A 26,284-nucleotide genomic window follows, 5' to 3' on the forward strand; every position below is an offset into this window, starting at 1 on the left:
AACATGTCTTAATTTGCAACAACAGATTGAACTCTACTACCGTCGTTTACGCCATAACGTAGAGCGATCGATTCCAAGTCGTTTTGCTGCGCGGGAAAGGTTTTGATTCTCCAACGTTACGACCTTCTCAATGACGCGTTTTTCGATTTCGTTCAAACTCCCCTGAATTGATACGACAGGTCCTTCCTCTTGGAATTCTCTGATCTCTGCAGACTCTTGAGGGAGATTTGCTGCACAGAAGTTCTTGCTTTTCTGAAGAAGATGATCACTTTTTGGACTATCAGCGTAGGTTTTATCAGCTAGATGGAGGAGATTGGCAAATTCATCTTTGTTTTGAGCCACAAAAGAAATAACCACCAAGCTCTCAGGTTGAATCGTTTCTGTTTCCGCAAGGACAATCAACTTCTCAACACAATTTCTAAGTTCACGTACGTTTCCGGGCCAGTGATATTTTTCAAAAGCTTGATAGACTTCCTCTGAATAGTTTAGCTCAGGCTTTCCTAATTTAGGTGAGAGCTCACTTAAAAATAGGTTCATTAACAGTCGAATGTCCCCTTTTCGTTCTCGCAGGGGAGGAACCAATAGACCCAAAACGTGTAAACGATAAAATAAATCCGCTCTAAATTCGTTTCTTTCCACTGCTTCGTTCAGTTTACGATGAGTGGCGGAGATTAGGCGTACATCCACTGGAATTACTCGGTCGCCTCCAACGCGCATGACTTCTTTTTCTTGAAGAATACGTAATAAGCGAGCTTGAACATGAAGCGGCAATTCCCCAACTTCATCCAGAAAAAGCGTCCCCTTATGGGCCAATTCAAAAAGTCCGGCCTTACCTCCTTTGCGTGCGCCTGTAAAAGCTCCTTCTTCATAGCCAAACAGTTCACTTTCCAACAAATTCTCAGGCAAGGCGGCACAGTTAATCGCCACAAAGGGCCCATTCTTACGCAAACTCACTTGATGAATCCCTTGGGCTAAAAGTTCCTTCCCCGTACCCGATTCTCCTTGAATTAAAATACTACTGTCCGTTTGGGCATATTTATGGGCCTGATCTAAGACTAAGCGGACAAGTTCGCTATTCCCAACAAAATCATCTAATGAAAATTTAGCAACTAAACCTTTGTCGTGCAATTTTCGGCGGATATTATACTCGGCTTGCTGAATCTCAAGGGTGTTCTGCAAGGTTATGACAGTCCCAAGATGAACCCCTCTATCGAGGATCGGGTAAAGATTGATGACTAAATCCTGTCCATTTATTTTTTCCGGATGCCCCAATAGTTTTTTGGAGTTAATCCCTTTAAGCAACTGGGAATGGAACACAGTTTTTGCACACTGCCCTAAAATCCCCAGGGAAAGCCCCAACATTTTTTGCGCCTCTGTGTTAAGATTCAAAATAGTTTCATTTTTATCAATGGTTATAACTCCTTCATGGACTGCATTCAAAATTACGGTACTGAGAGCTGTTTTGGCGCGATCTTTTTCGAGAGCCTCAATGAGATGCTCAGCTTGTAAAATCGCTGTGGTAATTGATTCCGGTCCGGATTTTATTAAGTGTACCGGACGATGTAACACTTCGGAATAGCGTACCGCAATGGTATCCCCTACTATAATCTTTGTTTGAGCAAACTCTGCTTCATTAATAGACTGAAGCGATTCATCGTCTTCTTGAAGCTCACAAATATGAAACTTGAGCCCAATCATCTCAGCGACCGTTTGACAACCTTTTATCACGGTCGGAAAACCAATGATTCCAAAGGGTCCTTCTTTATCTCTCAAAGGAAATAGAGCGCGTAAAATGTCATACCCCGTTACCTCAACCTCAACAACAGGGATATTGACCGCCTGACGAATTAATGAGGCAGTTGCTCCCCTGCTGATGATTACTTCAACGCCATCATTCAAGGCCTTTTTAGCAGCTTCTGCTCCATCGCTCATATCAGCCATGATCACTTGACATGGTTTTTTCAGTTCAGCAACAGTTTTTTTAGCCTCTTCGGCAAGCTCTGCATAAGGAGCAATAAATAGAATGCGTGAATAGTCCATAAACCCTCCATAGTTTAATTACCTTTTGACATTTCAAGGCTGATCCAAGAACAACTACTCCTATATCATTCAACATCGCCTCTCATTATTTGACTATAGTTATTATGACACGATAATCTTCAAATTAGAATAATCATGTCCGGGTCCATTTTCCCAACTTCGACGAAGGTGTTATCCAACGATTATCGAACATAAGTCCGCCGGTGCTTGCGTCAAATCGTGGTTCACTAGGGGATCATCTGTCAGATTAATCAATTTGAGTATATACCTCTTTGGTATAATATGGTAAAATTAAGTATACAAATTTTGGAAGGGGTTGTTGTATGGCTAGACATTCTAAAACTACTAATATTACTAAAACTGCACGAATTATTTCTGTTGCCTCACAGAAAGGCGGGGTTGGCAAGACTGCAACCGTCACAAACATGGCTGTAGGGCTCGTTAGTCTCGGATATAAAACCGCTGTCATCGATATGGATGCTCAAGGCCACATCGCATTTTCCTTCGGGATCAAGAAAAGTAATCTAACGAAAACAATTTACGATGTATTAGTTGGTGAAGCAAAAATGAGGGAGATCAAGCAGCATGCTTTTGGGGTAGATCTCTACTTATCAAACAATTCTCTTTCTGATCTTAGCCCGAGAGTAATGTCTCATCTAAATAGCAAGTTGTTCCCCGCCCCAAAATACCTTTTAAAAAATGCCATCGGTCAAATAAAAGCTCAATACGATTACATTTTAATCGACACTTCTCCGAGCAATGACATACCAACTCTTAATTCCCTGTTGGCCTCCACAGATATTATTATCCCCGCTCTTCCGGAAGGGCTGTCCGTTGATGGCATCTTCGACACGATTCTTCTTATCAAAAGCATTCAGCAGCAAGGTACGAAGATAAATATTTTGGGTATCTTGCCGACTATGGTCCAAGATCATACGAACCTCCACAGTGTCATGCTCCAGGATCTTCGAAAACGTTTTGCAGAAAACCCTGACATTAAGGTATTTGACACTGTTATTAAACGAGCTATACGCCACGGGTTAGCTCAAACTCACGGCGAACCTGATATTAACAAAGCACCCGAGTATCTTTCTTTTGTAAAGGAGGTATTGTCCATAGCATGAGTGGAGTTATTCGATGAAAGTAACCTCGATTTTAAACTCCCAAATTAGGGATAAGAAGAAGACCCGATCCAGACAATAATGAGTCTAGATCGGGTCTTTCTGCGAATAATTCCTATCAATCATCAAGAGGCCGAAAATAAGTAGCTTATCTTGTGAATTTAATTTTGGTTTTTCAGCAACTATCCTGACATATACCTTGCAATACTAGGTTACTTATTATATTTTAATCTTATCAATTAACGAATGAAAGGTAACAATCAGCTGTGGAAAAGGTTGAACTGCTTATAATAGGCGCAGGAGTTGTCGGCTTAGCTATTGCTGCAGAACTGTCGAAACAATTTGAGGATCGTTCTTTAATCTTGCTTGAACGGCATAGTAAATTTGGTCAAGAAACCTCCAGCCGCAACAGCGAAGTCATCCATGCCGGAATTTATTATCCAACAGGAAGCCTTAAGGCAAAACTATGTGTCGAGGGAAACCGACGCCTCTATCAGTTTTGTCAGGAATGGAAAATCCCTCATGAACGGATTGGAAAATTGATTATTGCCCGAAATGAGAGCGAAATCCCGGTATTAGAATCAATTTTGGTCCAAGGGCGGAGCAACGGAGTTACGGATCTAGAAATGCTGGATCAAGACCAGCTTACAAAATTAGAGCCAAATATAAGAGCAGTCGCCGCAGTGAACTCTCCCTCTACGGGGATTATTGATTCCCACCAGTTAATGCTGCGGCTTGAATGGTTAGCTCTTGAGCAAGGTGCTGTCATAGCCTACCGCCATGAAGTCGTCGGAGTTGATTTCAAAGGTTCCGGGTATGAAGTGACTTACCGTAATCCGGCAGGCCAGCTGGAATCGATTCATTGCCGCTGGCTCATTAACTGTGCAGGGCTAAACTCCGATCAAATCGTCTCTTTCTTGGGAATTAACCTTGATGATATCGGATACCGCATATACCCTTGTAAAGGCGAATATTTTAGTGTGTCAAATTCCAAGTCCGCCTTAGTGTCAAGACTTATCTACCCCCCTCCATTAAAGGAACTGAAAGGTTTAGGCATTCATGCTACCAAGTCATTGGATGGCCGCTTGCGGTTTGGTCCTAATGCAATCTATTCGGAAACCTTAGATTATGATGTGAATGAAGATCATGCCCAAGAGTTTTATAATGCTGTCAATACTTATATGCCATTTTTAAAGTCTACGGATTTTCTTCCGGATATGGCCGGCATACGACCAAAGATTCAAGCTCCGGGCGATCCCTTTCGTGATTTCATTGTATGTCATGAGACCGAGCGTGGATTTGAAGGGCTGATAAATCTCATCGGCATTGAGTCACCTGGTTTAACTTCCTCACTATCTTTAGCCGAGATGGTCAAGGATTTAATTTCTTAATCAAAAAGTTACTTTTTTATCATAGGTATACCCGGCAAAATCCAAAAACTTAGCGACGGTTGCTTTAGGCCCTAAGTCTACATCTTTCAGCATCTCCTCTTTGAAAACAGGATAACCTGTTCTATCCAAGATATATCCTACGTGTTCTTTAGGCAGAGAACGGTCAATGTACTTATCAATATAATCATAAAGATTAGCACAAAGTTTCAAGACCGCTTCTCGCTCCGCCCATTCCAAAAAACCAGCGGCTAGGCGAGGATTCTTTTTCCCGGTTCTCCCCATAATCACCACACGATAATATTGCCCACCCCGAGTCCAAGCCGCTGTCGGACATTTTAAAACACACTCCCCACAGCCAATACAGCGTGAAGCATCTCGTTTCACTTTATAGTTAACGAAGGAAAGAGCACCGGTGGAAACTTTCGTACAATTCTTAACACAAGCTTGACAACCGATACAACGCTGGGCATCGTAAAGAGGTTCAACCTGGCCCAGAATTCCCAGATCATGCATATGAACTTTTACGCAGTCATTCGGGCAACCGGTGACTGCGATTTTAACATGGGGATTATTGGGGTAGATTATTTTCTCAATATCCTTCGCCAAAGCTGTCGTATCAAAGACAGCGTTCGTACAAACCTTGTTGCCAATACAGGCTACAACGTTACGAGTCCCTGCTGAGGGATATCCCAGAGCAGGTTGATCCATAGGAACTCCAAGCTTTATTTCGAGTTCCTCAAGGAGCGGCGTCAAAAGGGCATTAATTTCTGCCATCTGCTCAAAGGGAATTCCGGGAATTTCAAACCCCTGCCTTGTTGTGAGATGCACTACCCCATTGCCAAAACCTTCGGCAATCTCTTGAATAAGGGGAAGCAGCTTTACCGGCAAATGACCGCCGGGCACCCTAATGCGCAAGCAGGTGAGCCCCCTGTCTTTCGTGATCCGCCAAGCGTTTTTCATAACCTTTTTTGTATTAATCGTCATCGTGATCCCCCCTACTTAATCCAAGAGAGTTTGTGCTTTCGCAAAATTAAAGACAGGGCCTTCCAAGCAGACATAAGTTTCATCAATCTTGCAGTGCCCGCATTTACCAAGCCCACAAGACATCTTTCGTTCGAAGGAAACCCAGATATTTTCTTTTTCCAGGCCTCGGCACAGGAATTCCTGAGCAGTGAATTTCATCATCACCGGCGGCCCAACGATAATAACTCGCACATCTTCAAGTGAAGACAGCCGAACATCCGGGATTAAGCTGGTAATGAGTCCTGTTTTGCGAGTACAAGAATTGGCGATAACTTCAAGATTTCCGGACTCATCCAGTTTGTCAACTGTAACTTCAACTCTAAAGGTTTGCGCCCATTTCTCTAAATCACCTTTGAACAAGACATCCCTAGGAGTCTTAAACCCAGTTAAGATATCACACTGTTTTAAGAGCTCGGGATGAGCATAGAAGTGATTAATAACGCTCTTGACCGGAGCAAGCCCTGTTCCGCCGGCCGCGACGATCAAATGTTTACCATAAAACGTCTCAAGGGGAAATCCATTCCCATAAGGACCTCGCAAAAAAAGAACATCTCCCGGGGCTAGTTTATCAATACCTTCCGTCACTTTGCCAACCCTTCGGATCGTCATTTCAAGATAACCATCCCCAAAATCACTGATGGAAATCGGGCACTCCCCAACTCCGGGAAGAGAAACCTCCATAAATTGACCAAAGATCGGTTTGATTGGACATTCTAAACGGTACGTCCAATCAAGTTCAGTCTGTTGATACTTTTCTAGGATCTTAGCCCTAAAGGGTGCATAATTGTTCTTAACCACGACTTTCAGCCTCCTCTTTGCCCAATCGATCGATACAGTGAGCTAAGGAGATATATTCAGGGCAAGCATTATCACAACGTCCACATCCTACACACATAGGAACGCCAAATCTCTGTTTAAAGTCTTCAATCTTGTGCATCACTTTAAAACGCATACGTTCTCCGTTGTTACGGCGAAAGCTGTGTCCACCCGCCATATCTGTAAATCCATCAATATGGCAGCTCGCCCAAACTCTTCGTCTCTCTCCGCATTTAGGATTATCTTCATAGAAAATATCCTGCATCGTATAACAGCTGCAGCTTGGACAAACGACGGTACATCGTCCACAGGCAATGCAGCGGGTACCATACTCCTCCCAGATCGGGTTTGCAGCAACTGCCGCCAGGGTTAGATCTTGTGGAACCTGAACCGCTTGGCTATTAGTTTCAACAAATTTGGGAGATACATCAACTTCCTCGCCGTAGAGAGCAAATACTCCCTCAATATCTTCTCTGACATCACTAAGATAAAAGCCGTTCTCAAAACGCACAGAGGCACTATAATTTTCAGTAGTATTCGTTCCCATGCTGACACAAAAACAATGCTCAAAACTCTCTTGACAATCCATGACGATGAATTTAAGTTTCTTTCTCAGCCGCTCATAATAATAATCTGGAAAGGGACCATTTTCTAACATGATTTTATCAAGGCGCTCTACCGCCTGAATGTCACAAGCGCGCAGGAAAACGATGATACCCTTATCATCGACGGCCGTTTCCCTAAACTCATGTTCGTTAAAATAAAAAAGGGTCTGGGTCATTGGATACAAGATTTCCTTGGGAGAAAAATAGGATTTTTGCTTAAAGACAATATCTTCAATATGAAAAATTTCACCATAGCCAACCAAATCAGTCTCTGAAAACTTTCCCTTGCCCTTCAATAAGGTTGGAGCATAAACTCGGCATTGCTCCCTTAATCTCTCAAGAAGCTGATTAAATGCAGCCGATGTATATCTATAGCCCAAACTTCACACTTCCTTTGATTTTTTATGTCCTTAAACTTAAGTATAATCAAGTTGCTCCTTTGCGACTGTGATTTTTATCACAATAAAAGCAATAGACCACAAATAAAATATGGTTAAAAAACCTCACCAAAGCCTATATAATAAGACATAAGATGAGTAAACTTTGTTTAAGGAGCTGTTGCTTGATGTCCAGCATTTTCGATAAGATTGTTGAGGATAGGATTCAAGAAGCTTTTAGAAACGGTGAATTCGATAACCTCCCTTCACAAGGCAAACCGATAAATCTTGATTATTGGGCAAGTCTCCCGGAAGGCATCCGCGCCGGATATATGTTGTTAAAGAATGCCGGTTTCGTACCTGAAGAAGTGCAGCTGTTAAAGGATATTGATGAATTACGTGACCAATTGGCATGTTGCTGTAACCCGGAAGAAAAGATCCGCATTCATAAAAAACTCGAAGAAACCAAATTGAACTATAATTTAATCATGGAACTTAAGAAACGCAAAACATAACCAGTTTGATCATAGATCAAAGGACAAATTGGACATCAACAATAGACAAAGAGCTCAGCTCAAAGAATTAACTTTGCATGCTGAGCCTTTTGTCTTTTACTTTAGGATAGCTAAAGTTTAATAACTTCAACAAGTACGGGAAGTACGGGTCACATACTCCGACAAAGGTATGGGGCGCTGCCGGTGGATAATTATTATGCATTTTGTACTATTGCAGGATTTTATAAGATGATAAAGAATACTTAAGGTAAAAAGGTGTTTTTACTCGTTTTTTCAAGAATTCCTTCATTAATTGAAATTTTAGCCGTTTTTAGAGACTTGACTGAATCAACCACGTAAAACACTGCCTTGCAGCAAAGGGAGACAGGAGTATGATAAACCACACGAGTCGAAATTTTTATTTAGTATGGATCTTAAGTTTAGTATTTCTGCTTATGCATTCGACTCATGTCAATGCTTCCCCCCTGAAATAAAAACCCTCAGTGTAGTGCTGGACGACAGCTATCCTCCTTATTCTTTTCGCAACAGTCAAGGTGATTTGCAAGGAATCACGATAGACCAGTGGAAATTGTTCGAGCAAAAAACCGGGATAAAAGTGACTATCACCGGGATGACCTGGAATAAAGCTTATGAAAGCATGAGACAAGGCGACTTTGATGTTATTGATACGATTTCCTACAACACTGACAGAGCCAAGATCTTTGATTACTCCAATCCCTACGCAACGATTGATGTCCCCATCTTTTTTCAAAAAAATATCTCCGGGATTACCGATGTCAATTCATTAAAAGGGTTTACGGTGGCTGCCAAAAAGGGCGACAACTGTATTAATGTTCTCAGAGAACAAGGCATAACAGATATCGAAGAATACGATACGGCTGAAGCTGTTGTTCAAGCAGCCAAGGATCATAAAACCGTAATTTTTGTGACGGGGAAACCTCCTGCCCTCTACTATCTTTATAAAATGGGCATCGAAGATAACTTCAATTACTCTAGTACATCCATATACACCAGCCAATTTTTCAGAGCTGTTAAAAAAGGCCATTCAGGGTATTTGCCGACAATTAATGATGGATTTGCGAAGATTTCCGAGAGCGAATATGCAGCGATCAATAAGAAATGGTTTGGCATTGAGAGCAACCCGTTTTACGAACTTCCCATATTTAGAGTGATCGTATTTATAGCGGCTGCAGTTTGTCTACTAATCTTATTGATGTTCATCTGGAATAGAACCCTGCAGCGAATGGTCAAACAGAAAACCAGCGAGCTTTGGCATGCCCTCAAAACAAGAGAACAAGTTGAAGCAGAAATTAGAGAGTTAAATGCTAAACTCGAAAGCAGAGTCATTGACAGAACATCTCAATTGGAAGATCTGAATAGTGAGCTCGAAGAAAGCAACGCGATGCTTGAAGAAGAGATTGTCAAACGAGAGAAAGCTGAAGAAGACATCCGGAAATTGAATGAGGAGCTTGAAGAGAAGATAGAAATACGCACAAGTCAATTGGATGAACTTAACGCTGTGTTGGAACAGCAAAATGCCTTGTTGAGTGAATCTCAAAGAGTGGCACGTTTGGGAAGCTATGTTATTGATCTCCTCACGAAAGAATGGAAATGTTCTCCGGAGCTCCATGAAATTTTGGGGATTGACCCAACCTATCCACATACGTTAGAAGGATTGCTGGAGATTATTCATCCCGATTGGCGGGAAATATCTTATAGTTATTTTAGCCAGGCAAAAAACGAACGGCAACTCTTCGATTACGAATTTAAAATTATCCGTATTGATGATGGAGAAGAACGCTGGGTACATGGGCATGGCAAAATCGAATTTGATCCCCTGGATAATGCCGTTCGTTTAATCGGTATGATTCAAGATGTGACGGATCGCAAGCAGACGGAAGAGAAAATTGTCTACTTAAGTTTCCATGATCGGCTGACCGGCCTTTATAACCGCCGCTTTTTTGAAGAGGAGTTAAAGAGGCTTGATGTCGCAAGAAATTATCCGCTGACTCTCGTTATGGCCGATGTCAATGGGCTTAAATTGATCAACGATTCCTTTGGTCATGCGATTGGCGATGAACTCCTCATCAACGTTGCTGAAGTTCTGCGCAAAGGCTGCCGGAGAGATGATATTATTGCCAGACTTGGAGGAGATGAATTCGTCATCCTATTGCCCAAAACAGACACCCTTGAAACGGAGCAAATTCTTAAACGCATCAATACACTGGCACTCCAAGAAAAAGTGGGCTCAATTGAAATATCGATCTCTTTTGGCTATGAAACAAAACGCCACTATGCGGAAGATATTCTGGAACTATTTAAAAAAGCCGAAGATTATATGTACAAGAGAAAACTCTTTGAAGGACCAAGTATGCGGGGAAAAACCATAGAGACGATTATTAGAACCCTACACGAAAAGAATAAACGTGAAGAACAACACTCCTACCGCGTATCCGCACTCTGTGAGAGTATGGGGCAAGCTCTTAGTTTACCGGAAGGAGAAATCCAGGAACTGAAAAACGTTGGCTTGCTTCATGATATAGGTAAAATTGCCATCGACGAAAATATCCTAAATAAACCAGGAAAACTGACCAAGGATGAATGGGAAGAAATCAAGCGTCATCCGGAAATCGGTTATCGTATTCTAAGCACGGTTAATGGTATGTCAGAAATGGCCGAATACGTCTTAACCCACCATGAACGCTGGGATGGCTTAGGTTATCCGAGAGGCTTGAAGGGGGAAGAGCTCCCCTCCAGCCCAGAATTATTGCCATCGCAGATGCCTATGATGCTATGACAAGTGCAAGAAGTTACAGGGAAGCTTTACCCGATAAAGTAGCTATTGCAGAACTTCGGAAAAATGCCGGGATTCAGTTCGATCCTGATTTAGTGAAAGTATTCATAGACAAAGTTATTCATTCAATCATTTAAAATTCTCTATTGTATGCTTTGCCCAATCCGAATCCTTCAATATAGCTCGGCCTACCCCTATAAGATCAGCTTTTCCATCAGCCAGCAATTGCTCTGCAGCTTCCGCTTGGGTAATCCCTCCTGTGAGGATCACCGGGATGGACACTTCCTTTTTGATCGCCTCGGTAAGAGGGGCAAAATAGCCCTGCTCACCCACGGAGCCGGGTATCGTATAACCGCAGAACCCTCCTGAAATATCAAGGATATCAACACCTGCTTTTTCAAATTCCCGCGCTGCCTTAACGCTGTCTTCCAGGCAAACGCCGCCCTCAATGTAATCTGCAGCACCCAATCTCAAGAGAATCGGAAAATCGTCACCCACGGTTTCCCGCACCGCCTTGATTATTTCCAGGTGAATGCGGATACGGTTTAAAAGAGTTCCGCCATAGTCATCTGTACGTTTATTGCTCAAGGGGGAGAAGAACTGATCGAGAAGATACCCGTGGGCTGAATGAATTTCCACTCCATCGAATCCAGCCTCTTTGGCACGACGGGCAGCATTCTGAAATTCAGCAACTATCTCCGCAATCTCTTGACCGGTAAGGGCATGAGGGGTGGCAAAGACCTTTGGTATGCCGCTCATTTTGCGCGGATTTACAACGGCCGAAGGTCCCACGGGGATTGTGCCTGTTACCTCTTTTTCCGTAGCACTGCCTGCATGGTTAATCTGCATGACAGTCTTGGAGCCATTGCGATGAATGACCTCAGCCAACGTTTTTAAATTCTCGACCACACTGTCCTCTGCAACCGACAGCTGACCTTTACTCGCTTTTCCCTGTTGACTGATAAAACTATGTTCAATAATGATCAGGGATAGATAGCCTCCTTTGGATTTCTCTGCGTAGTAGTCCAGGATTGCCTGACTTACCTTCCCATCCGCTTCCGCCTTCGAGGTTGCCATCGGCGGCATAACCAAACGGTTGACTAGAGACAATGAGCCAAGGTTTAGTGGTTCAAGTAAAAATGCCATTAATTCAGCCTCCACTCTTAATAAATGATTGTTCCCAGCAGGTTTTATCCTCAAGCTGTAAGTAACGGAATAATGGGTATATCTTAGGGAAAATCTTTAGGACTTTTGGAAATTACCCTTGAGATACTTTTTCGACAAGCTATAGGGTAATCCTTTTTCCACCACATCACTTTTATTCTTTTAAATATAGCTGTGACGCTCTCGATCGATATTAACACCATTGGTATTAACATGAAGACTGCATGTAGACTGATAGCTTTTGAGTGCATAATGCTAAGATCGAGAGATACTCTCGCATTGTTGTACAAACGGAACCGTGATAGTTTACTGCTTTAAAGGAAGACGCTGGTCAAGGTCTAATCTAGCTGCGTTTAATCCTTCTCCGCTTTTTTCGTCAGCATTAGCATCTCTTGATACTCGTCTAAAACATCATCTAATTTTTGACTTGCAGTTATAACTAACGGGTCCGTATAAGCTCTTCCCTCTTGTGTCTTAATCATGTTTAGGCGCAATTCTTCGATTCTCTTTATTAATTCCTTGATTTCAGACATACTATCCTCCGTTAATTCGTATTTGGGGATCAATGCGCCAAAAAATTAAGTCCCCGGCAATACCGAGGACTCTATATTATGTCTTATGATTGAGAGAAGTATTTTTTTAGATGAGGCTTTGGCTTATCTATGGGAGCCTTCACTTTAACCATAATTCTCATGATTTAAAAAAAGAGTCCAATCAAACATTAAAACGCTACTAAGTCTTTTAGCGGTTTCAACACCAGGGTTTTTGTTGCCTGACTCTAATTCTGCATAATATGATCTGCTTATTCCTGCTTTATTTGCAACTTGTTGCTGTGTTAGATCTCCCCGACATTTTATTAGCCACAGCCTCGTCTTGCCAAATTCAGCCACAGTTCCCCCCTTTTATCTGGTTGCGTAACGCGACTTAAATTTACCTTAATAATACAGTCGCGTTTCGCGACTGTCAATACTTTTGTTGAGATTCGCGACACATATTTTAATTGTCGCTTATTGCGACTATACTATATATGGGAGAGGAGGTCTGATTCTGATGTTGGGGAAAAGGCTGCTATATCTAAGAAATAAGCTCGAACTTACCCAAGAGGAACTAGCAAAAATATTTTGCATGTCCCGAAGTACGTATGCACAGTATGAAGTAGGCAGACGCAAACCTGATTATGATACTCTGCAAAGAATTGCGGATTATTTTAACGTCTCTACTGATTTCTTATTAGGACGGACAGAAGACCCTGTCATTGAAGAATGTAAGTTTCCAAGCAGGCTAAAGATGATACGTGAACAAAATAGCATCTCCCTAAAACAATTAGCCGAAACTCTTAACCTATCTCCAAAAGATGTGTCACAGTTTGAAACAGGTGAAAAACATCCTGACCCCTCTACTTTGAAAGCTTTGGCTGACTGCATGAATTGTTCTGTTGACTTTCTTCTCGGACGAATCACCGACCCCAGACCTTATTTACATGAAAGCCAACAAGGTTACAATACTTCAACTGCCCACTGTTCAGACGACCCAATGGAAGAGCTGCCAGAAGAAGCGAGAAAATCCCTCGAAGACTTTAAAGAATTTATTTTTAAGAAATATCGCAAAGACAATTAAGGCATAACCACTATTCTCTGCCTTTTTCTATATTACAACCCGCTGACCGAGAGCGGAACCGTGTCTTGAAAAGGAGTTGCCGCACTAGACGTGAGGCCTCCCCAACGATTTTACAAATCTTTGGGCCTATATTATAATGGTAATACCAAGAAAAACGCCGTATAATAGGACTATTATCTTTTGAAAATCTATAATTATCTTCATAAATAATAGCGTTAACGATATAAGGTTAGCGTTTTTTTTATGTTATATACGCTTGGCAAAGGAGAAAGCAACCATGAAACAACAATTATTGGACCAATTCCCCTATGCCATAATTCGAGTTAATTCAGAGCACCAGGTTTTGCTTACAAACCTTTGGGCAAATAACTTACTGAAAAGGCTCAGTTCGGACTTTTTGGCATCAATTCTTGATGGATATTCGGATCCGGCTTTCGTTAAATCTAGGATCTTACCGTCAGGTGAGGTTTTATTCATTAAAGTCTTTGTTGTTAATGGTACAAGCGACAAACTCGTGTTAATTGGCGATGTGGTGGAGTTTTCAACCCAACTTCCCGCTGCCTTTGAACAAATTTTCGAAGATTTCACGGCTGACCCTGGTGTTGTAACTCAGCGCATCGCCAGTCTTGTACAAGAAGCCGCAACCTTTGAGCGATTTGATTTGATGAGAGTGGATCCGATCCTACGCAAATATACCTATGAGTATTCTATTGGCCTAGAAGTTGAAGGTACCTTACATACTGCCTATCGCTCCATTGCAAACCTTGGGCTGGGGTGGATCGTTCAAAATGAAACGTCGCTTCTTGTGGAAACCCTGTCTCCCAAAGGTTTCTCTTTTCGAGAAGATCCCCAACTCTATCGGACAGGACTCCGATCCATTCTCCGAGTCCCAATTATCTTTGATCATGGGGTCATTGGGGCGATTCTCTTAGCTAGTTCGGAACCGGGTCGCTTTCAAATTGAAGATGCTATGTTTTTTGATCTTCTCTCAAAGTTAGTAGCCCAATCTTTTTCCTATGCAGGTATCCAGCTTCAACATCAATTTCAAACCTTGTGCACATCGACACTCCTTCAAACCCTAACATCTGCTATTCCAGATCAGTCTCCGCATGATTTTTTAAATCAATATTGCACACAATTAGGTCTTAATTCAAAAATAGACCGCATTGGAATTTGTCTTATCGACCAAGAAAAAGGACATTGCCGCTGCATTGCAGGGTCGTGTAAAAGTTCTTATGGTCCAGGCAAATGTACACCTCTCTCAAATATTGGAATTAAAGAGATGCTAAAGTCAAAGAGTGTTGTTGCCTTTAACCTTGCGGATCCTCGTTTTCACACGATTGAGCTTGGTATAACCGGTCAAGGTATCACCGCAGTTTTATATGCACCCATCGAAAATCAAGAAGGAAAAATCATCGCCGCACTTACCGGGGTAACTCCAGACGAATTTGCCTTATCATTAACTGCCGCAGGTATTTTTAAATTTGCCTTAGACCATCTTGCCCTTATTCTCACGAATATGCCCATGGATCTTCAGGCTGAAACCAGGCCACAGAGAATCCAGATCTCCGCTGTTCCAAAAGGCTTTGAACAGATCATTGGTTCTTCGGAAATTATGCGCAATACGGTACACCAAGCTGCAGTAGCCGCTAAATACAATTTCCCGATCCTTATTACTGGGGAAACCGGAACGGGAAAAGAACTGTTTGCCAAAGCAATTCATCAGTCTGGTCCTTCCTCAAAAGGCCCGTTTATTGTTGTCAATTCTACAGCAATTCCTCCTAATCTTCTGGAATCTGAGCTTTTTGGGTATACGGAGGGCGCCTTTACGGGAGGATTAAAAGGTGGCAAAAAAGGGAAGTTTTTGTTAGCGGATAGAGGGACAGTTTTTCTGGATGAGATTGGCGAACTGTCTCCAGAACTACAAGCAAAGCTTTTAAGAGTGATTCAAGAACAAGAAGTAGAGCCTCTGGGGGCAAGTAAACCTATTCGAGTTCATGTGCGAATTATCTCAGCCACACACCGTGATCTCAGATCGATGGTCCAAGAAGGAGAATTTCGAGAAGATTTATTTTATCGTTTGAATGCAATAGAAATACAGCTCCCGCCCTTGCGACTCCGCGGTATGGATATTCTTGATTTGGCTGAAAGCATGCTTCACTTTTTGTCGAGAACCCATGGGACGCCTATGAAGCGTCTCTCACCTGAAGCAAGAGCACAGTTTCTGAAATATTCTTGGCCGGGGAATGTTCGTCAACTGCAAAATGTGATTAATCGGCTGTTCGTATTTGCAGAGGGTCAAGTGATCCAGTCCCGAGATCTTCCTCATGAGTTTTATACTCAAGCAGGCAATGAGGCAGAGACGGAGTATCAAAAAATCAATCGTTTGTTGATCGAATTTGAGGGGAATAAGATCGCTTTAGCCCAATACTTAGGAATTACGCGCACAGGTTTATGGAAAAAGTTAAAACGTCTTGGTCTTCAAACATAAAATAGTCGTTATCCAGAAAAAGCCTTAGAATCTAGGTTCTAAGGCTTTTGGCGTATCGCAAAATTTTATTTACTTCACAATTAGACAGCTAATCCTTATTACTTTCCGGTAGCAGTTGCGTAATTCCGCTGACCTTCCTCTGATAAGGCTTGATTTTTTCTATAGTTTAAGAACCCGCTGACACCAAGAAGTTCAGCATATTGGGCAAATTTCAACATAGCTAAATCAGTCCAAACATAACCAAAGTTGTTGAAGGAACCACCGCCGAAGAACTGTAAATTCATGAATATGGCTACCAGAGCAGTCCAAAAAATTCTAAATCCGAGAATCATGCATACACCGACGGAAATTTCAAAAACCACCACCAGAACATCAGTCACCTGGGGCATATTTAAGAAGACATTTTGAGCGATCCAGGCAAATGCTTTGTTAATATAAAGCGGATCATAGCTCGTCACTTTAGGACCGGCGATGTTTGTAATAAGAGAACCAATTTTTCCTGCTGAATTAAGTTTACCATCTGAAAACCAGGTTGTTGATTTTTCCAGTCCGGATGTGACCCACGACCAGCCATAAATCAGTCGTGCCACCGTGAAGATAATCACTAGAACAGCTACTTTCCCATCCTTAAATTTGGCTTTTACCGCATTAAGATATGCCGTCATAAAAGACCCTCCTTCTTTTTTAAAACTTAAAACCAGTCCAAGCAGACATCGTCTCTACGTTCATTTTTGCAAGAAACATGCCAATGAAAAAACCCAAGAAAAAGCCGGTTTCTAGTTTACTCAAGTGTTAACCAGTCAACATTTATGTAAACTTTGTATCAACTGTTGTTAACAGAAGCACTCAATTTGTTAGCAAGCTCTGCATACTTCACCAAAGTAAAAACACAAGCGCCCTCATTCCACTCTTGATAGTGAAAGGAAGACGCTTTTTGATCGTTGTAACCACTTAAGATTTTGGGAAACTAAGTTTCAGGCAGCCCTTTTTAAGATAGTTTAATAGATTTACTTAATTCAATCGACAAAATATAGTTTATCCGCTTCTTCTGCAGTAATTATTACGTCTGCGGCTTCGAGGCTTTCCTGAAGCTGCTGGGGTGTTCTCGATCCGATGATCGGCACCGCAGTGAGCCGGTTGCATGTGATGTAGACTAAAGATGCTGCGGCTAAAGAGATTCCATGGCTTGCAGCAAAGTCTTTTAAAACCTCAAGTCTTTTCAGATTATCCTTGCTGCTAAATCTCATTCTGGTTTTTTCACTCAGCGCTTCAAGGCCGCCTTGGGCAACTTTGGAGAAAAACCCCTGTGCTTGCGAAGCATAGGCAAATACCGGCAGGTTTCTATGGACGTAGTACTCATATTCTTTTTCATCCATAATGACTATACCAAAATCCTGGTAGATATCTTCACTGGTATGGGCCAAGCTCCACTGAATTTGACTTGACGAAAAGCCGTTTAGACCTTTTAGCGCTGCGTACTGATTAGCCTGTTCAATCCTGTCGGAGCTCCAGTTTGAGCAGCCGACCATTCTGATTTTCCCCTCTTTGATAAAGGAATTGATATTCTCAACGATTTCATCAACGGAAAGTGACAGGTCATCCCTGTGCAGCCAGTAAATATCAATACAGTCAGTTTTTAATGTTTCAAGGCTAAGATTCAGGTCATACTCCATGTCTTTCTTCGCTAGTCTGCTTTGGGACATATTCTCCCGCGGGGGATGACAGCCTTTAGAAGAAAGTACTACATCGCTGCGTTTTCCTGTCTTTTGCAACCATCTGCCTATTGCTTCTTCACTTTTACCTCCGCTGTAAACCCTTGCCGTATCGATGAAGTTTCCACCGGCATCGGTGTAGGTATCCAAAAGATAAAAAAATTCAGCATCTGTTAGAGTTAACATGAGTTTGTCCGTTCCCATGGCTAATTTGGAAACGTTTAGCTCAAGACCCTTGCCTTTTAGAGTCAAGTACTTCATTGATCATTCCTTCTTTAGCTATTATTTTACTGTGAAACGTCAGAATTTCACCAGGATTCAAGGTTGCAGGAGACAAAGCGTGTGTTTTTCTCTAAGTGTTTCTAAATAAATAAACAAGAAATTCCCAGAATCATTTTGGAGGGAAACATAAAATTACTTCCAAAGGCTTCCCACTTGCCTCAAAGTATATTGTATCAAGGCATGCAGGGATGAAGAGTAAGTCACCTCTGCAAACGTCAAACTTATTATCGCCGCTGCCTATATTTCCTTTGCCCTCAGCTATGACAGCGATACAATACCTGCCGTCCATCGTTTGAGTAAATCCTTGCCTAACCGTAACTTTCTGCATCTCGAAGAGCTCCGTGGCTTCACTATCGATCAAAGCCCAATGTTCTGCACTCTGGTCACGGCTAAGCAGCTTGGGGGTTAAACGCCAGCGTTTAATAACTTCAGCCTCAGTGTAACAATCGTAATGAAAACAGTCGAACATCTTATCAAATCCGCTGCCTTGATGACAATGCTCATCAGGGAATACTATGCCTTGCTGAGTTTTTCTCTCAACCCTCAGGGTGTAATCGGTAGGCTCCTGTATCTCGATAAGAAAACAGCCGGCCCCGATGGCATGAGGAACGCCTCCTTCGATGAGGTAAACGTCGCCCGGTTTAACCGATAGTTTATTCAGCGCGTTAAGCATACCCTCTATGTCCTGTTTCTCAAAAAGCGTCCTCCATGTTTCTTTGGTCATCCCCGGTTTGAAGCCAATTAAAACATATGGGTCCTGCCCGTCTATTTGCCGGCCACCTATAATGTACCAGGCTTCCGTTTTTCCATAATCTGAAGACAAAACGCTTTTGGCAAATTCCTTATCCGGATGAACCTGGATGATCAGACGACTGAGAGAATCAATCAGCTTAACAAGTACAGCCATGTTGCAGCCATATTTTTCGAAATGCTCTCTGCCCAGGAAAGATAAGGGATCTTGCTCTATCAGGTCTTTAAGGAGCGGGCCGCCGCTCGGCATACTGACCCTGCTTAGCCCTTCCTCAGGAATAGTCTCTCTGCCGGGATTCCTGGCCGAAATGGCTGACGCAACCCATTCTTCGGGGAAATTACCGTCCTGAGGATTCGGGGCACTGTGCCATTCCTCCAGCAACTTTCCCCCTTTATAGGCCCGCCACACTCTCGTCGGCTCGAGCTTTAGAATACCTGAGCTATAGGATTTCATGTTAGACATCTCCGATCATTTGCCAAGGGCCTGAAACATATTTTTCTTATAATTCTCTACCCCGCCTTGGTCAAAGGGATTGACTTCAAGCAGTTTGCCGGATAAATAGCAGGCAAACATAAACAAATAAAACAACTGCCCGAAGTAGTATTCATCCAACTTCGGTATCGTCAATTTCGAACAGGGAATGCCGCCCTTAAGGTGAGCGTCAAAGGTCGCCTGAAAGGCAATTTTATTGATAGTCCAGAGGTCTTTGCCCTCCAGATAATCAAAGTAATCCTTTTTGTCATCCCTCTCTATGAGTAGACTGGTGTCTTTCTCAGAAACATCCAGGAAGGTTTCAAAGATCATCCTTCTGCCTTCCTGGACGAACTGGCCGATGGAATGCAGATCTTCAGAGAAGTTCCCCGCTACAGGATAGACTCCTTTGCCGTCTTTGCCTTCGCTCTCAGCAAACAGTTGGGTCCACCATTTGCTGAAGTACTGAAACCTCGGCTCAAAAAAGGACAGCATCTCCAGACGATAATCCTTAAGCTGCAATAAATTGCGATAGGCTGCATAGTGGAAGGCGATGTTTTCTTCAGCCGGCTCGGTCAGAAGGCGCGCTCTCATTTCTTTTGCTCCCTGTACCAATTGGCTGATATCAAGGCCGGCAACAGCCATGGGAAAGAGCCCCACATCACAGAGCGCGGAATATCTGCCTCCTATATTTTCGGGGAAGGTAAAGAACGTGTAGCCGTTATCAAGCGCCAGTTGATACAAAGAGCTGCCTTTTGTCCCTGTAACCGCGATCCTGCCGGCAGCTTCGCTGCCATAGCGTTTCTCAAGATATTGACGCAGCACTCTGAAGCAAAGACCCGGCTCCAGTGTCTCAAAGTTCTTGGCTATGGCATTAATATAAACAGATTTGCCGTCTAAAGATTTCAGCAACTTGTTCATATAATCCGCGGAAAGGTTATTGCCCGCATAGAGTATTTCCGGTGCCTTCTCCTGCGGCAGAGCTGAAATCACCGCCCTGGCTGCCTGGTTTGAACCTCCGACACCAATCAGTACAAAGACATTCGCAACGTTCTGAACCTCCTTAGCCTTATCCTGAATTCTTTTGAGAGCAGCTTCACCTGCCCATTCATCGATATCCAGCCAGCCAAGGCTGTCTTGATAGATTTCTTCTTTGCCGAGAACTTCATCTAAGGAAGATTTATGTTTTTGGGTAAAATCCACTATCTCGTTCAAGTTAAATAACTGATCAGCAAAAGATAGTTCAATCTTCTTCATGACATTTGGCCTCCACCATTCTTCCAGAATTTTTTGCAGTTAAAAAATCTCCTCAGCCTTACCTATCTGCCGTTACCAACTATCAGCAACATTAAGCCAAACACGGCCATAGACGGATAGACTGCCTTTTTAATCGTGTTAATAGAAAACTTCTTAAATAGATACATACCGCCCAAAACACCCAGTATCAAGCCACCTCCAGATGCGAGGCTGAATTTAACAATGTCCAGACTAAAGTTACCCATGGCCAAGTGCATACCCAGGACACTTATGGCACTCAAAGTAAAGTAGAACTGAATCGTTGCGTTATATTCAAGTTTGTCATCGGTGGACGACAAAAAATAGACAACCATTGGCGGGCCGCCAATATTAAACAGTCCGTTAAGCACTCCACTAATGGCTCCGGCCAGTAAGCCTTTTACAGGAGTAGGCTTAATTTTAATTTTTTCACTAAAAAAGAAAAAGTAAATCGACATCAGAAACAAGGCCGCCCCAAGCACTCTGCTCAAAATAGCATCTCTGCTTGACACGAGAACAAAAACACCCAGAATTCCTGTGATTAAGGAGGAAATAGTGGGATAAAGCAGCAGCTTGAAGTTAATATGTTTGCGCAATTTGATCGAGATGTAAATCACCATAACAAATGCAGAAAAAACTTCAACAGCCGCCGCTTCTTTAAACGGGATAATGAAGGGCCACAGAGCCATGGTGACAATTGCAAAGCCAAAACCTGTGGCTGTTTGCAGCATGCTGCCCAGCAAGGCAATAAGCCCAACCCATAAATAACTCATTTACTCTCCTCAATTTTCTGCCATATATCTCTAGAACAAAGCAGCTATTAATTTTCTATGCTTAACACCCATAAGCTTAATCTATCGATACTTAGTGATAATCCTATCAACCGTGGTGATGGCCTTCATTGACCCGATTGTAAGTTTCACTCTTCATCATGAGATGGACAGCCCCCATGGTAAAGGTTTTCGGCAGAGCCAGAATATTGGGGTTTGGTCCGACATATTTCTTTTTAGCATCTTCAAGGGCTTCCTCGAAGGTAGCTCTTGTTTTCATGCCCATACCACGGGCATAGCCGGGTTCCTGAGCACCAACGATGTAAATCGCCGAAGTATTCATCTCGGCAATATGACCGCAGCTAATCATGGAGAAAGCGTGAAAGGGGTGAAACCCGAAGGAAAAACGGTATTTCCTGATATACTCTTCATTAGTTGCAAAATACTCGCCATATTTGGCAAGGTCGGGCAGGAGATTGTTATAGTTATGTTGGAACAGGTCGTATACTTCGCGATAACCTGGGAATTCTTCATCATGAAAATAACCGTTACAGATGGAAGAACAGATGATCACACAATGATCACTGAAAATCCGTTTATGCCTGATGATCTGGGCCGAAATTGCCTGCATCATAAAGATAGGGTTCGTACCCATCCCATTCCCATAATGGAAGGACTGCGGCATCCCAAAAACAACCACGTCATACTTTTTTCGGCCCAGGGAACATAGGTGCGCTTGTCGGCGACCTCCCAGGAGATGGGCTCCAATTCCTGGGCATAGCCGCTGTAAATCGCAATCTGACGAGAATAAGTGTCCAGCACGGCGTCACAGCAGAAAAACTTTTTACCCATGCATTTCTCCATGTGCATCCCTATTTCGTCAAATTTGGAGCGCATCAAAGAATGAGTGCTGACCGGGGTGAAATCTTTTCTGTGCATAACTTCGGGCACGTGATGAGAGGAAATAGAACGCCAGTGAGTAATGCCCGTGGCACAGTGTTTATAGCCGCCCGAATATCCGCCATAGGGGTTTCCCTGAACATGTCCGATTAAGATGGGCAAATCGGCTTCGAAGACCCTTTTATTCATCAGCACCGGATCTCCGCGCTTCGTTGTACCGAGATTAACCATATTTTCGGTGTCTTCACTGTCATGGTTGGTAATCTGATGGGTGTACCAAAAATTATTAAAGATCTCTTCCCCAAGAAGAGTTTTAATTTCGCTTTCCGTATTTTTACGATGCAGCCCATTAGAGCAGATCAGATGAATGTCCTCTTTTTGAACGCCGGCTTCATATAACTGCTCCAAGATCAATTTAATGGAAACCTTGCGGTGAGACGTGGGTTGCGTTCCGCCCTTCACCCTGTCGGGGAAAACGATGACAACCTTTGATCCCTTATGAGCAAGCTTAGAAATAGGCTCCATCCCCAACGGATTCAGCAGAGATTCTTTGGTTGCCGCGTAAACATCCTCTAAATAGACCGGATCCTTTACCGTTTCACCGGGTATAAAAACATCGGTATTGTCGGGCAGATTGGCAGACATCATTCCCTGTCCGTATTCAAATTCCAGTTTCATTTTTATCGTCCTTTCCGCCGCTTTCAGCCGGCCATAAATTATTTTAAATTTAAGCTTTAGTTTCGTTACATTCCAGATATTTGCCAATTATAGTTCTAAAATCTTCAGCATAAAAACCAATCCGGCCTGTAAAACGAGTAAGAGCCACTAAGCCGCCATCTATGGTGGATATGTTGGCTATTGAGGCAGCGTTTTTTTCATTTAGCCCGCCGCCATAGATAACAGGAATCTCTATATCCAGCAGCTTTTTCACTTCATCCTTAATGAAGCTGGAGACAAAGGAAATATACTCGGCACCGGGCGGTGTTTTTCCCGGGCCAATAGCCCATATCGGTTCATACCCTATGACAATCTGCTGTTTAGGGAGATAACTTTGAACCTGATTCAGTCCTCGCTTTAGTTGACCGGCGAGAGTTTCCGCTGTGCGCTTTTTCTGTTCCTCAGGGGTGCCGCTGCCGCGTTCTTCGGCAGTTTCACCGACACAAAGCAAGATATTCAGGCCTTGTTCAAGAGCTGCCAGAACCTCCCGGTTGATTAAACTGTCAACCGCTGAGGCTGCACGTTTTTTCAGGTCCTCATTTTTATCCAGGCCCGGCTCAAAGGCCGCCATAATTTCCTGCTTATCCCGTCTCTCTTCGGAGTGGGCTATCATCGACCATCTGCACCCCAACTGGTAGGCGCTGGCCGCCGGAAAGTTCGACGTAAAGGCTCCGAAATTTCCGCCTTGGACTATATTCTGGCGAAAAACACTTTGGCAGCCTATCCGAATACCCTTTCTTGAGGATTCATCATACTTGGCAAGCTTTTCCTGCGCTGAGATAATCAGTGCTTCCGGCACCAAATAGACAACTTGCAGTTCGTTCAAGGAACCGATCCCCAAATTTACAGTTTCCTCGATGATTTCTTCAATCCAGAGTTTGGGGTTTTCATAGGGACAAAGACCACCTTGGGAGCGAGATACTTCAAATCGTTTAAGGTTGACAAACAACTGTTTCATCGCTATCTCCACTTCTCTCGTATTATATTACTCGTATTGTATTACTCATTTTGTATTGCCCATTCGATCGTACTAGCTGTTCAGTCTTGCAAATTGCAAGAGCGGGCCCCCAATCAGGGGGCGACACCAATCTATAAACTCTCGCGTTACGCCATTACCGTCAGCAGCGAAAAACTCCTGAGGCATTTTTCTCTCCTGGAGCATGACATCTTCTATAGGAATCTCGATGGTTTTTATTTGGTAGGGCTTGGTGCTCAGACGCTCAAACCCAATCATGATACCCGTTTTTCCCTCAACCGACGCTCTGCATGCCGCTGCTCCGGCCATTATAGCCTCGTAACGGTCAACCGTCGATTGATGCAGTATTGAAGCCCGTCCGGCGAGTCCGGGCTTTTCGCTGCGAGCCTTGATGCCAAGTTTTTTGACGACAAGCTCAGCCAAATGTTCCCCGACATTACCGAAATAAGTGGAACGCCCAACCTGAAAAATAGGATCTACTATGGTGGAGCCTTCTTCATTTTTCAGCCCTTCGCTGGCAACGATTACAGCGCAGCCGTTGCGTTTGTACAAGAACTCGACTTCCGAAAGAAACTTATCTTCATTGAAAGCCACTTCCGGAAGGCATATCAGGTCAGGGCCATAGGTAGTCTCAGATTTTGCCAAAGCCGCTGCCGCGGTTATCCAGCCGGCGTTTCTTCCCATGGACTCAATAATGCAGACATGAATTGGCAACGAGTGAACATCCTCGGAAATCTCTGCTACAGTCTGGGCGATATACCGAGCCGCGCTGCCAAAACCGGGGCAATGATCCGTAATTGACAAATCGTTGTCGACGGTCTTAGGAATACCGATGACCGAAATCCCTTCTTTTGAAGCGGCCTGATACAGTTTGCCGCAGGTATCCATCGAACCGTTTCCGCCATTAAAAAGGACATATTTTATCTTGTGCTGCTTGAAAATCTTAATCATCGCCGCGTAGTCACCAGGCTCCAAAGATTTCCGGGAGGTTCCAATGATCGAGGCCGGCGTTTGTTTTAGCAATTCCAGTGTCTTGGGCTGCATTTGGGTAAAGTCGTAAAAGTCTCCTGACAATACCCCTCCCGTGCCGCCCAGTGCCCCGTATACCGCGCCTATTTCGGGATGATTTTGTGCATTTTTTATGACCCCATAGAGAGACGAATTAATGACAGCCGTCGGTCCGCCCCCATGTATAATCAACAAATTACCTTTCAAGCCCGTTCTCTCCTAATCAAGTGTTAAATTATTTCTAACATTCATCCGTATTCTTAAGGCAATAGCTGAGACAAGTATTAAATTCGGCTTATAGCCCATTCTTATATCTCTGAGCCATTTCTTCTAAGGTTACGCATTCCACCAGATCTGCCTTACCTACCGAGCCAAACTCGACGATCAGTGTCCCCACAGCCTCTTTAACGCCTCGCTCAATGCAATCTACAACCTTGGCCACATCATCATCCGGTATAATGCCCTTCATTAAGGTATCCATAATCGGGACAAGGAAAATACGCGGATCAAATTTAGATTTGTTAGCCTCAAGGAGCTGATAAATCTGTCCTACAGTTGAGCTTAGACGCAATTGGGGATTAAAACTAAAAAGCTCTTTCAAGTTTCTGGTTACTGCAAGACGAATGTCTGTATCCACATTAATTTTCCCAATGCCGCAGGGTATAGCAGCTTTAAGCTCCTCAACCGGTACGCCATGGGCGTCTGTCAACTCGCCTCCTAACTTGTTTATCTCCTCAACGATATATCTGGGCACGGTTGAGGAACCGTGAGACACCAGCACTCCAAAGATATGCTCATGCAGCAGACATTCTCTGGCTGCAATCGCAATCTCTTTACGCAGTTTCACGTTCTTACCTTTTGACGCACCATGCATTGTTCCATAGGAAATTGCCAGACAGTCAGCCCCTGTTTTTTTCAGGAACTCCACAACCTTAGTGGGATTCGTATACGTCGATTCATCAGAGAACACATGGTCCTCTACTCCGGCCAAGACCCCGAGCTCTCCTTCCACCGTCACCCCTAAATTATGGGCGTACTTAACCACTTCACGAGTAAGCTCCACATTCTGCTCAAAAGGCAGGGATGAGCCGTCAATCATGACCGAAGTATAACCATTATCGATGGCAGCCTTACAGGAGTCAAAATCTTTACCGTGATCAAGATGTAGGACAATAGGTATTCTGGATTCTGCGCCGTATTTTTTAACGGCATCCGCAATATTCTTGGCACCGATTTTTTTGTCTTCCAGCGTGGCATTTAAAAAATCTTTCCGTCCGCCCATAAACCCATTGGCAAGGTCTGCACCCTGCAAAATAGCGGCTGAGCGAAACATCTCATGGACCTCGATTACCGCTTTGGCTTGAGCAACAGCATTAACATTAAAAGCACCTTGGGCGAAGGAGTATTTTTGAGTGGCCTCTAAAAGGGGTCTTAAAGGTACAATTGGCATACTTAACTTCCTCTCGCT

Annotated in this window: 20 protein-coding genes and 2 pseudogenes; 6 read left to right on the plus strand and 16 right to left on the minus strand. The window is 43.3% G+C overall.

The window, feature by feature from the left end:
- Positions 1-36 precede the first annotated feature (36 nt).
- Complete coding sequence (locus VZF35_RS12470; protein WP_407313997.1) at positions 37-2,040, minus strand: sigma 54-interacting transcriptional regulator; 2,004 nt, start codon at positions 2,038-2,040, stop codon at positions 37-39.
- Positions 2,041-2,363: 323 nt separating this feature from the next.
- Here VZF35_RS12470 and VZF35_RS12475 point away from each other — a divergent pair, with 323 nt between their 5' ends.
- Positions 2,364-3,164 (plus strand): ParA family protein, encoded by an 801-nt coding sequence (locus VZF35_RS12475; RefSeq protein ID WP_407313999.1) that lies wholly within the window; start codon positions 2,364-2,366, stop codon positions 3,162-3,164.
- A gap of 263 nt (positions 3,165-3,427) precedes the next feature.
- Positions 3,428-4,552 carry an NAD(P)/FAD-dependent oxidoreductase gene (locus VZF35_RS12480; RefSeq protein WP_407314001.1) on the plus strand — a complete coding sequence of 375 codons (1,125 nt, stop codon included), beginning with the start codon at positions 3,428-3,430 and terminating at the stop codon, positions 4,550-4,552.
- Here the strand turns inward: VZF35_RS12480 and asrC are convergent, their stop codons facing one another.
- The 3 genes from asrC to asrA are packed head-to-tail and all read right to left on the minus strand — an operon-like array spanning position 4,553 to position 7,376.
- Complete coding sequence (gene asrC, locus VZF35_RS12485; protein WP_407314003.1) at positions 4,553-5,536, minus strand: sulfite reductase subunit C; 984 nt, start codon at positions 5,534-5,536, stop codon at positions 4,553-4,555.
- Positions 5,537-5,551: 15 nt separating this feature from the next.
- A complete protein-coding gene (asrB, locus tag VZF35_RS12490) occupies positions 5,552-6,373 on the minus strand; it encodes an anaerobic sulfite reductase subunit AsrB (protein ID WP_407314005.1) in 822 nt (273 codons plus the stop codon).
- A complete protein-coding gene (gene asrA, locus VZF35_RS12495; protein ID WP_407314007.1) occupies positions 6,366-7,376 on the minus strand; it encodes an anaerobic sulfite reductase subunit AsrA in 1,011 nt (336 codons plus the stop codon). Before asrA ends, asrB begins: the two co-directional genes overlap by 8 nt.
- Positions 7,377-7,561: 185 nt before the next feature.
- Between asrA and VZF35_RS12500 the strand changes: the two genes are divergently transcribed.
- The gene (locus VZF35_RS12500; protein WP_407314009.1) at positions 7,562-7,888 is read left to right on the plus strand and encodes a DUF1992 domain-containing protein; all 327 of its coding nucleotides are present in this window, start codon (positions 7,562-7,564) and stop codon (positions 7,886-7,888) included.
- A gap of 406 nt (positions 7,889-8,294) precedes the next feature.
- A pseudogene (locus VZF35_RS12505) lies at positions 8,295-10,819 on the plus strand (HD domain-containing phosphohydrolase).
- Here the strand turns inward: VZF35_RS12505 and VZF35_RS12510 are convergent.
- The 3 genes from VZF35_RS12510 to VZF35_RS12520 form a co-directional block, all read right to left on the minus strand.
- On the minus strand, positions 10,812-11,828 hold the full coding sequence (locus VZF35_RS12510; RefSeq protein WP_407314011.1) for an NADH:flavin oxidoreductase: 1,017 nt from the start codon (positions 11,826-11,828) through the stop codon (positions 10,812-10,814). The pseudogene VZF35_RS12505 and the gene VZF35_RS12510 sit on opposite strands and share 8 nt — an antisense overlap.
- Before the next feature lie 371 nt (positions 11,829-12,199).
- Positions 12,200-12,379: a Spo0E family sporulation regulatory protein-aspartic acid phosphatase gene (locus tag VZF35_RS12515; RefSeq protein ID WP_407314013.1), complete on the minus strand. Its 180-nt coding sequence runs from the start codon at positions 12,377-12,379 to the stop codon at positions 12,200-12,202.
- 144 nt (positions 12,380-12,523) lie between these two features.
- Positions 12,524-12,736: a helix-turn-helix transcriptional regulator gene (locus VZF35_RS12520; RefSeq protein ID WP_407314015.1), complete on the minus strand. Its 213-nt coding sequence runs from the start codon at positions 12,734-12,736 to the stop codon at positions 12,524-12,526.
- A 160-nt stretch (positions 12,737-12,896) separates the two neighbouring features.
- Here VZF35_RS12520 and VZF35_RS12525 point away from each other — a divergent pair, with 160 nt between their 5' ends.
- Complete coding sequence (locus tag VZF35_RS12525; RefSeq protein WP_407314017.1) at positions 12,897-13,463, plus strand: helix-turn-helix domain-containing protein; 567 nt, start codon at positions 12,897-12,899, stop codon at positions 13,461-13,463.
- Between the two features lie 277 nt (positions 13,464-13,740).
- Positions 13,741-15,954 (plus strand): sigma 54-interacting transcriptional regulator, encoded by a 2,214-nt coding sequence (locus VZF35_RS12530; protein WP_407314019.1) that lies wholly within the window; start codon positions 13,741-13,743, stop codon positions 15,952-15,954.
- A gap of 98 nt (positions 15,955-16,052) precedes the next feature.
- On the opposite strand, the gene VZF35_RS12535 is transcribed toward VZF35_RS12530, so the two are convergent.
- From VZF35_RS12535 to VZF35_RS12575, 9 genes and pseudogenes are all read right to left on the minus strand, one after another.
- Entirely contained in the window at positions 16,053-16,619 is a 567-nt protein-coding gene (locus tag VZF35_RS12535; protein WP_407314021.1) for a DoxX family protein, read from the minus strand.
- Between the two features lie 351 nt (positions 16,620-16,970).
- Entirely contained in the window at positions 16,971-17,927 is a 957-nt protein-coding gene (locus VZF35_RS12540; protein WP_407314023.1) for an aldo/keto reductase, read from the minus strand.
- A 130-nt stretch (positions 17,928-18,057) separates the two neighbouring features.
- Complete coding sequence (locus VZF35_RS12545) at positions 18,058-19,161, minus strand: type I phosphomannose isomerase catalytic subunit (protein ID WP_407314025.1); 1,104 nt, start codon at positions 19,159-19,161, stop codon at positions 18,058-18,060.
- Between the two features lie 6 nt (positions 19,162-19,167).
- A complete protein-coding gene (locus VZF35_RS12550; protein ID WP_407314027.1) occupies positions 19,168-20,427 on the minus strand; it encodes a glucose-6-phosphate isomerase in 1,260 nt (419 codons plus the stop codon).
- Positions 20,428-20,489: 62 nt separating this feature from the next.
- A complete protein-coding gene (locus VZF35_RS12555) occupies positions 20,490-21,218 on the minus strand; it encodes a sulfite exporter TauE/SafE family protein (RefSeq protein WP_407314029.1) in 729 nt (242 codons plus the stop codon).
- A gap of 106 nt (positions 21,219-21,324) precedes the next feature.
- Positions 21,325-22,793 (minus strand): annotated as a pseudogene (locus tag VZF35_RS12560) (lactate racemase domain-containing protein).
- Between the two features lie 49 nt (positions 22,794-22,842).
- Positions 22,843-23,790 carry a triose-phosphate isomerase family protein gene (locus tag VZF35_RS12565; RefSeq protein ID WP_407314031.1) on the minus strand — a complete coding sequence of 316 codons (948 nt, stop codon included), beginning with the start codon at positions 23,788-23,790 and terminating at the stop codon, positions 22,843-22,845.
- Between the two features lie 72 nt (positions 23,791-23,862).
- The gene (locus VZF35_RS12570) at positions 23,863-25,023 is read right to left on the minus strand and encodes a diphosphate--fructose-6-phosphate 1-phosphotransferase (protein WP_407314033.1); all 1,161 of its coding nucleotides are present in this window, start codon (positions 25,021-25,023) and stop codon (positions 23,863-23,865) included.
- A gap of 88 nt (positions 25,024-25,111) precedes the next feature.
- A complete protein-coding gene (locus VZF35_RS12575) occupies positions 25,112-26,266 on the minus strand; it encodes a ketose-bisphosphate aldolase (RefSeq protein WP_407314034.1) in 1,155 nt (384 codons plus the stop codon).
- Positions 26,267-26,284 lie beyond the last annotated feature (18 nt).

This window comes from Desulfosporosinus paludis, from assembly GCF_045689965.1.
In the GTDB taxonomy this organism is placed as follows: domain Bacteria; phylum Bacillota; class Desulfitobacteriia; order Desulfitobacteriales; family Desulfitobacteriaceae; genus Desulfosporosinus; species Desulfosporosinus paludis.

Bases quoted from the DNA above. Each gene is read 5' to 3' on its own strand.
- VZF35_RS12470 (WP_407313997.1), bottom strand. From the start codon at position 2,040: ATGGACTATTCACGCATTCTATTTATTGCTCCTTATGCAGAGCTTGCC.
- VZF35_RS12475 (WP_407313999.1), top strand. From the start codon at position 2,364: ATGGCTAGACATTCTAAAACTACTAATATTACTAAAACTGCACGAATT.
- asrC (WP_407314003.1), bottom strand. From the start codon at position 5,536: ATGACGATTAATACAAAAAAGGTTATGAAAAACGCTTGGCGGATCACG.
- VZF35_RS12500 (WP_407314009.1), top strand. From the start codon at position 7,562: ATGTCCAGCATTTTCGATAAGATTGTTGAGGATAGGATTCAAGAAGCT.
- VZF35_RS12510 (WP_407314011.1), bottom strand. From the start codon at position 11,828: ATGGCATTTTTACTTGAACCACTAAACCTTGGCTCATTGTCTCTAGTC.
- VZF35_RS12515 (WP_407314013.1), bottom strand. From the start codon at position 12,379: ATGTCTGAAATCAAGGAATTAATAAAGAGAATCGAAGAATTGCGCCTA.
- VZF35_RS12525 (WP_407314017.1), top strand. From the start codon at position 12,897: ATGTTGGGGAAAAGGCTGCTATATCTAAGAAATAAGCTCGAACTTACC.
- VZF35_RS12530 (WP_407314019.1), top strand. From the start codon at position 13,741: ATGAAACAACAATTATTGGACCAATTCCCCTATGCCATAATTCGAGTT.
- VZF35_RS12535 (WP_407314021.1), bottom strand. From the start codon at position 16,619: ATGACGGCATATCTTAATGCGGTAAAAGCCAAATTTAAGGATGGGAAA.
- VZF35_RS12540 (WP_407314023.1), bottom strand. From the start codon at position 17,927: ATGAAGTACTTGACTCTAAAAGGCAAGGGTCTTGAGCTAAACGTTTCC.
- VZF35_RS12545 (WP_407314025.1), bottom strand. From the start codon at position 19,161: ATGTCTAACATGAAATCCTATAGCTCAGGTATTCTAAAGCTCGAGCCG.
- VZF35_RS12550 (WP_407314027.1), bottom strand. From the start codon at position 20,427: ATGAAGAAGATTGAACTATCTTTTGCTGATCAGTTATTTAACTTGAAC.
- VZF35_RS12555 (WP_407314029.1), bottom strand. From the start codon at position 21,218: ATGAGTTATTTATGGGTTGGGCTTATTGCCTTGCTGGGCAGCATGCTG.
- VZF35_RS12565 (WP_407314031.1), bottom strand. From the start codon at position 23,790: ATGAAACAGTTGTTTGTCAACCTTAAACGATTTGAAGTATCTCGCTCC.
- VZF35_RS12575 (WP_407314034.1), bottom strand. From the start codon at position 26,266: ATGCCAATTGTACCTTTAAGACCCCTTTTAGAGGCCACTCAAAAATAC.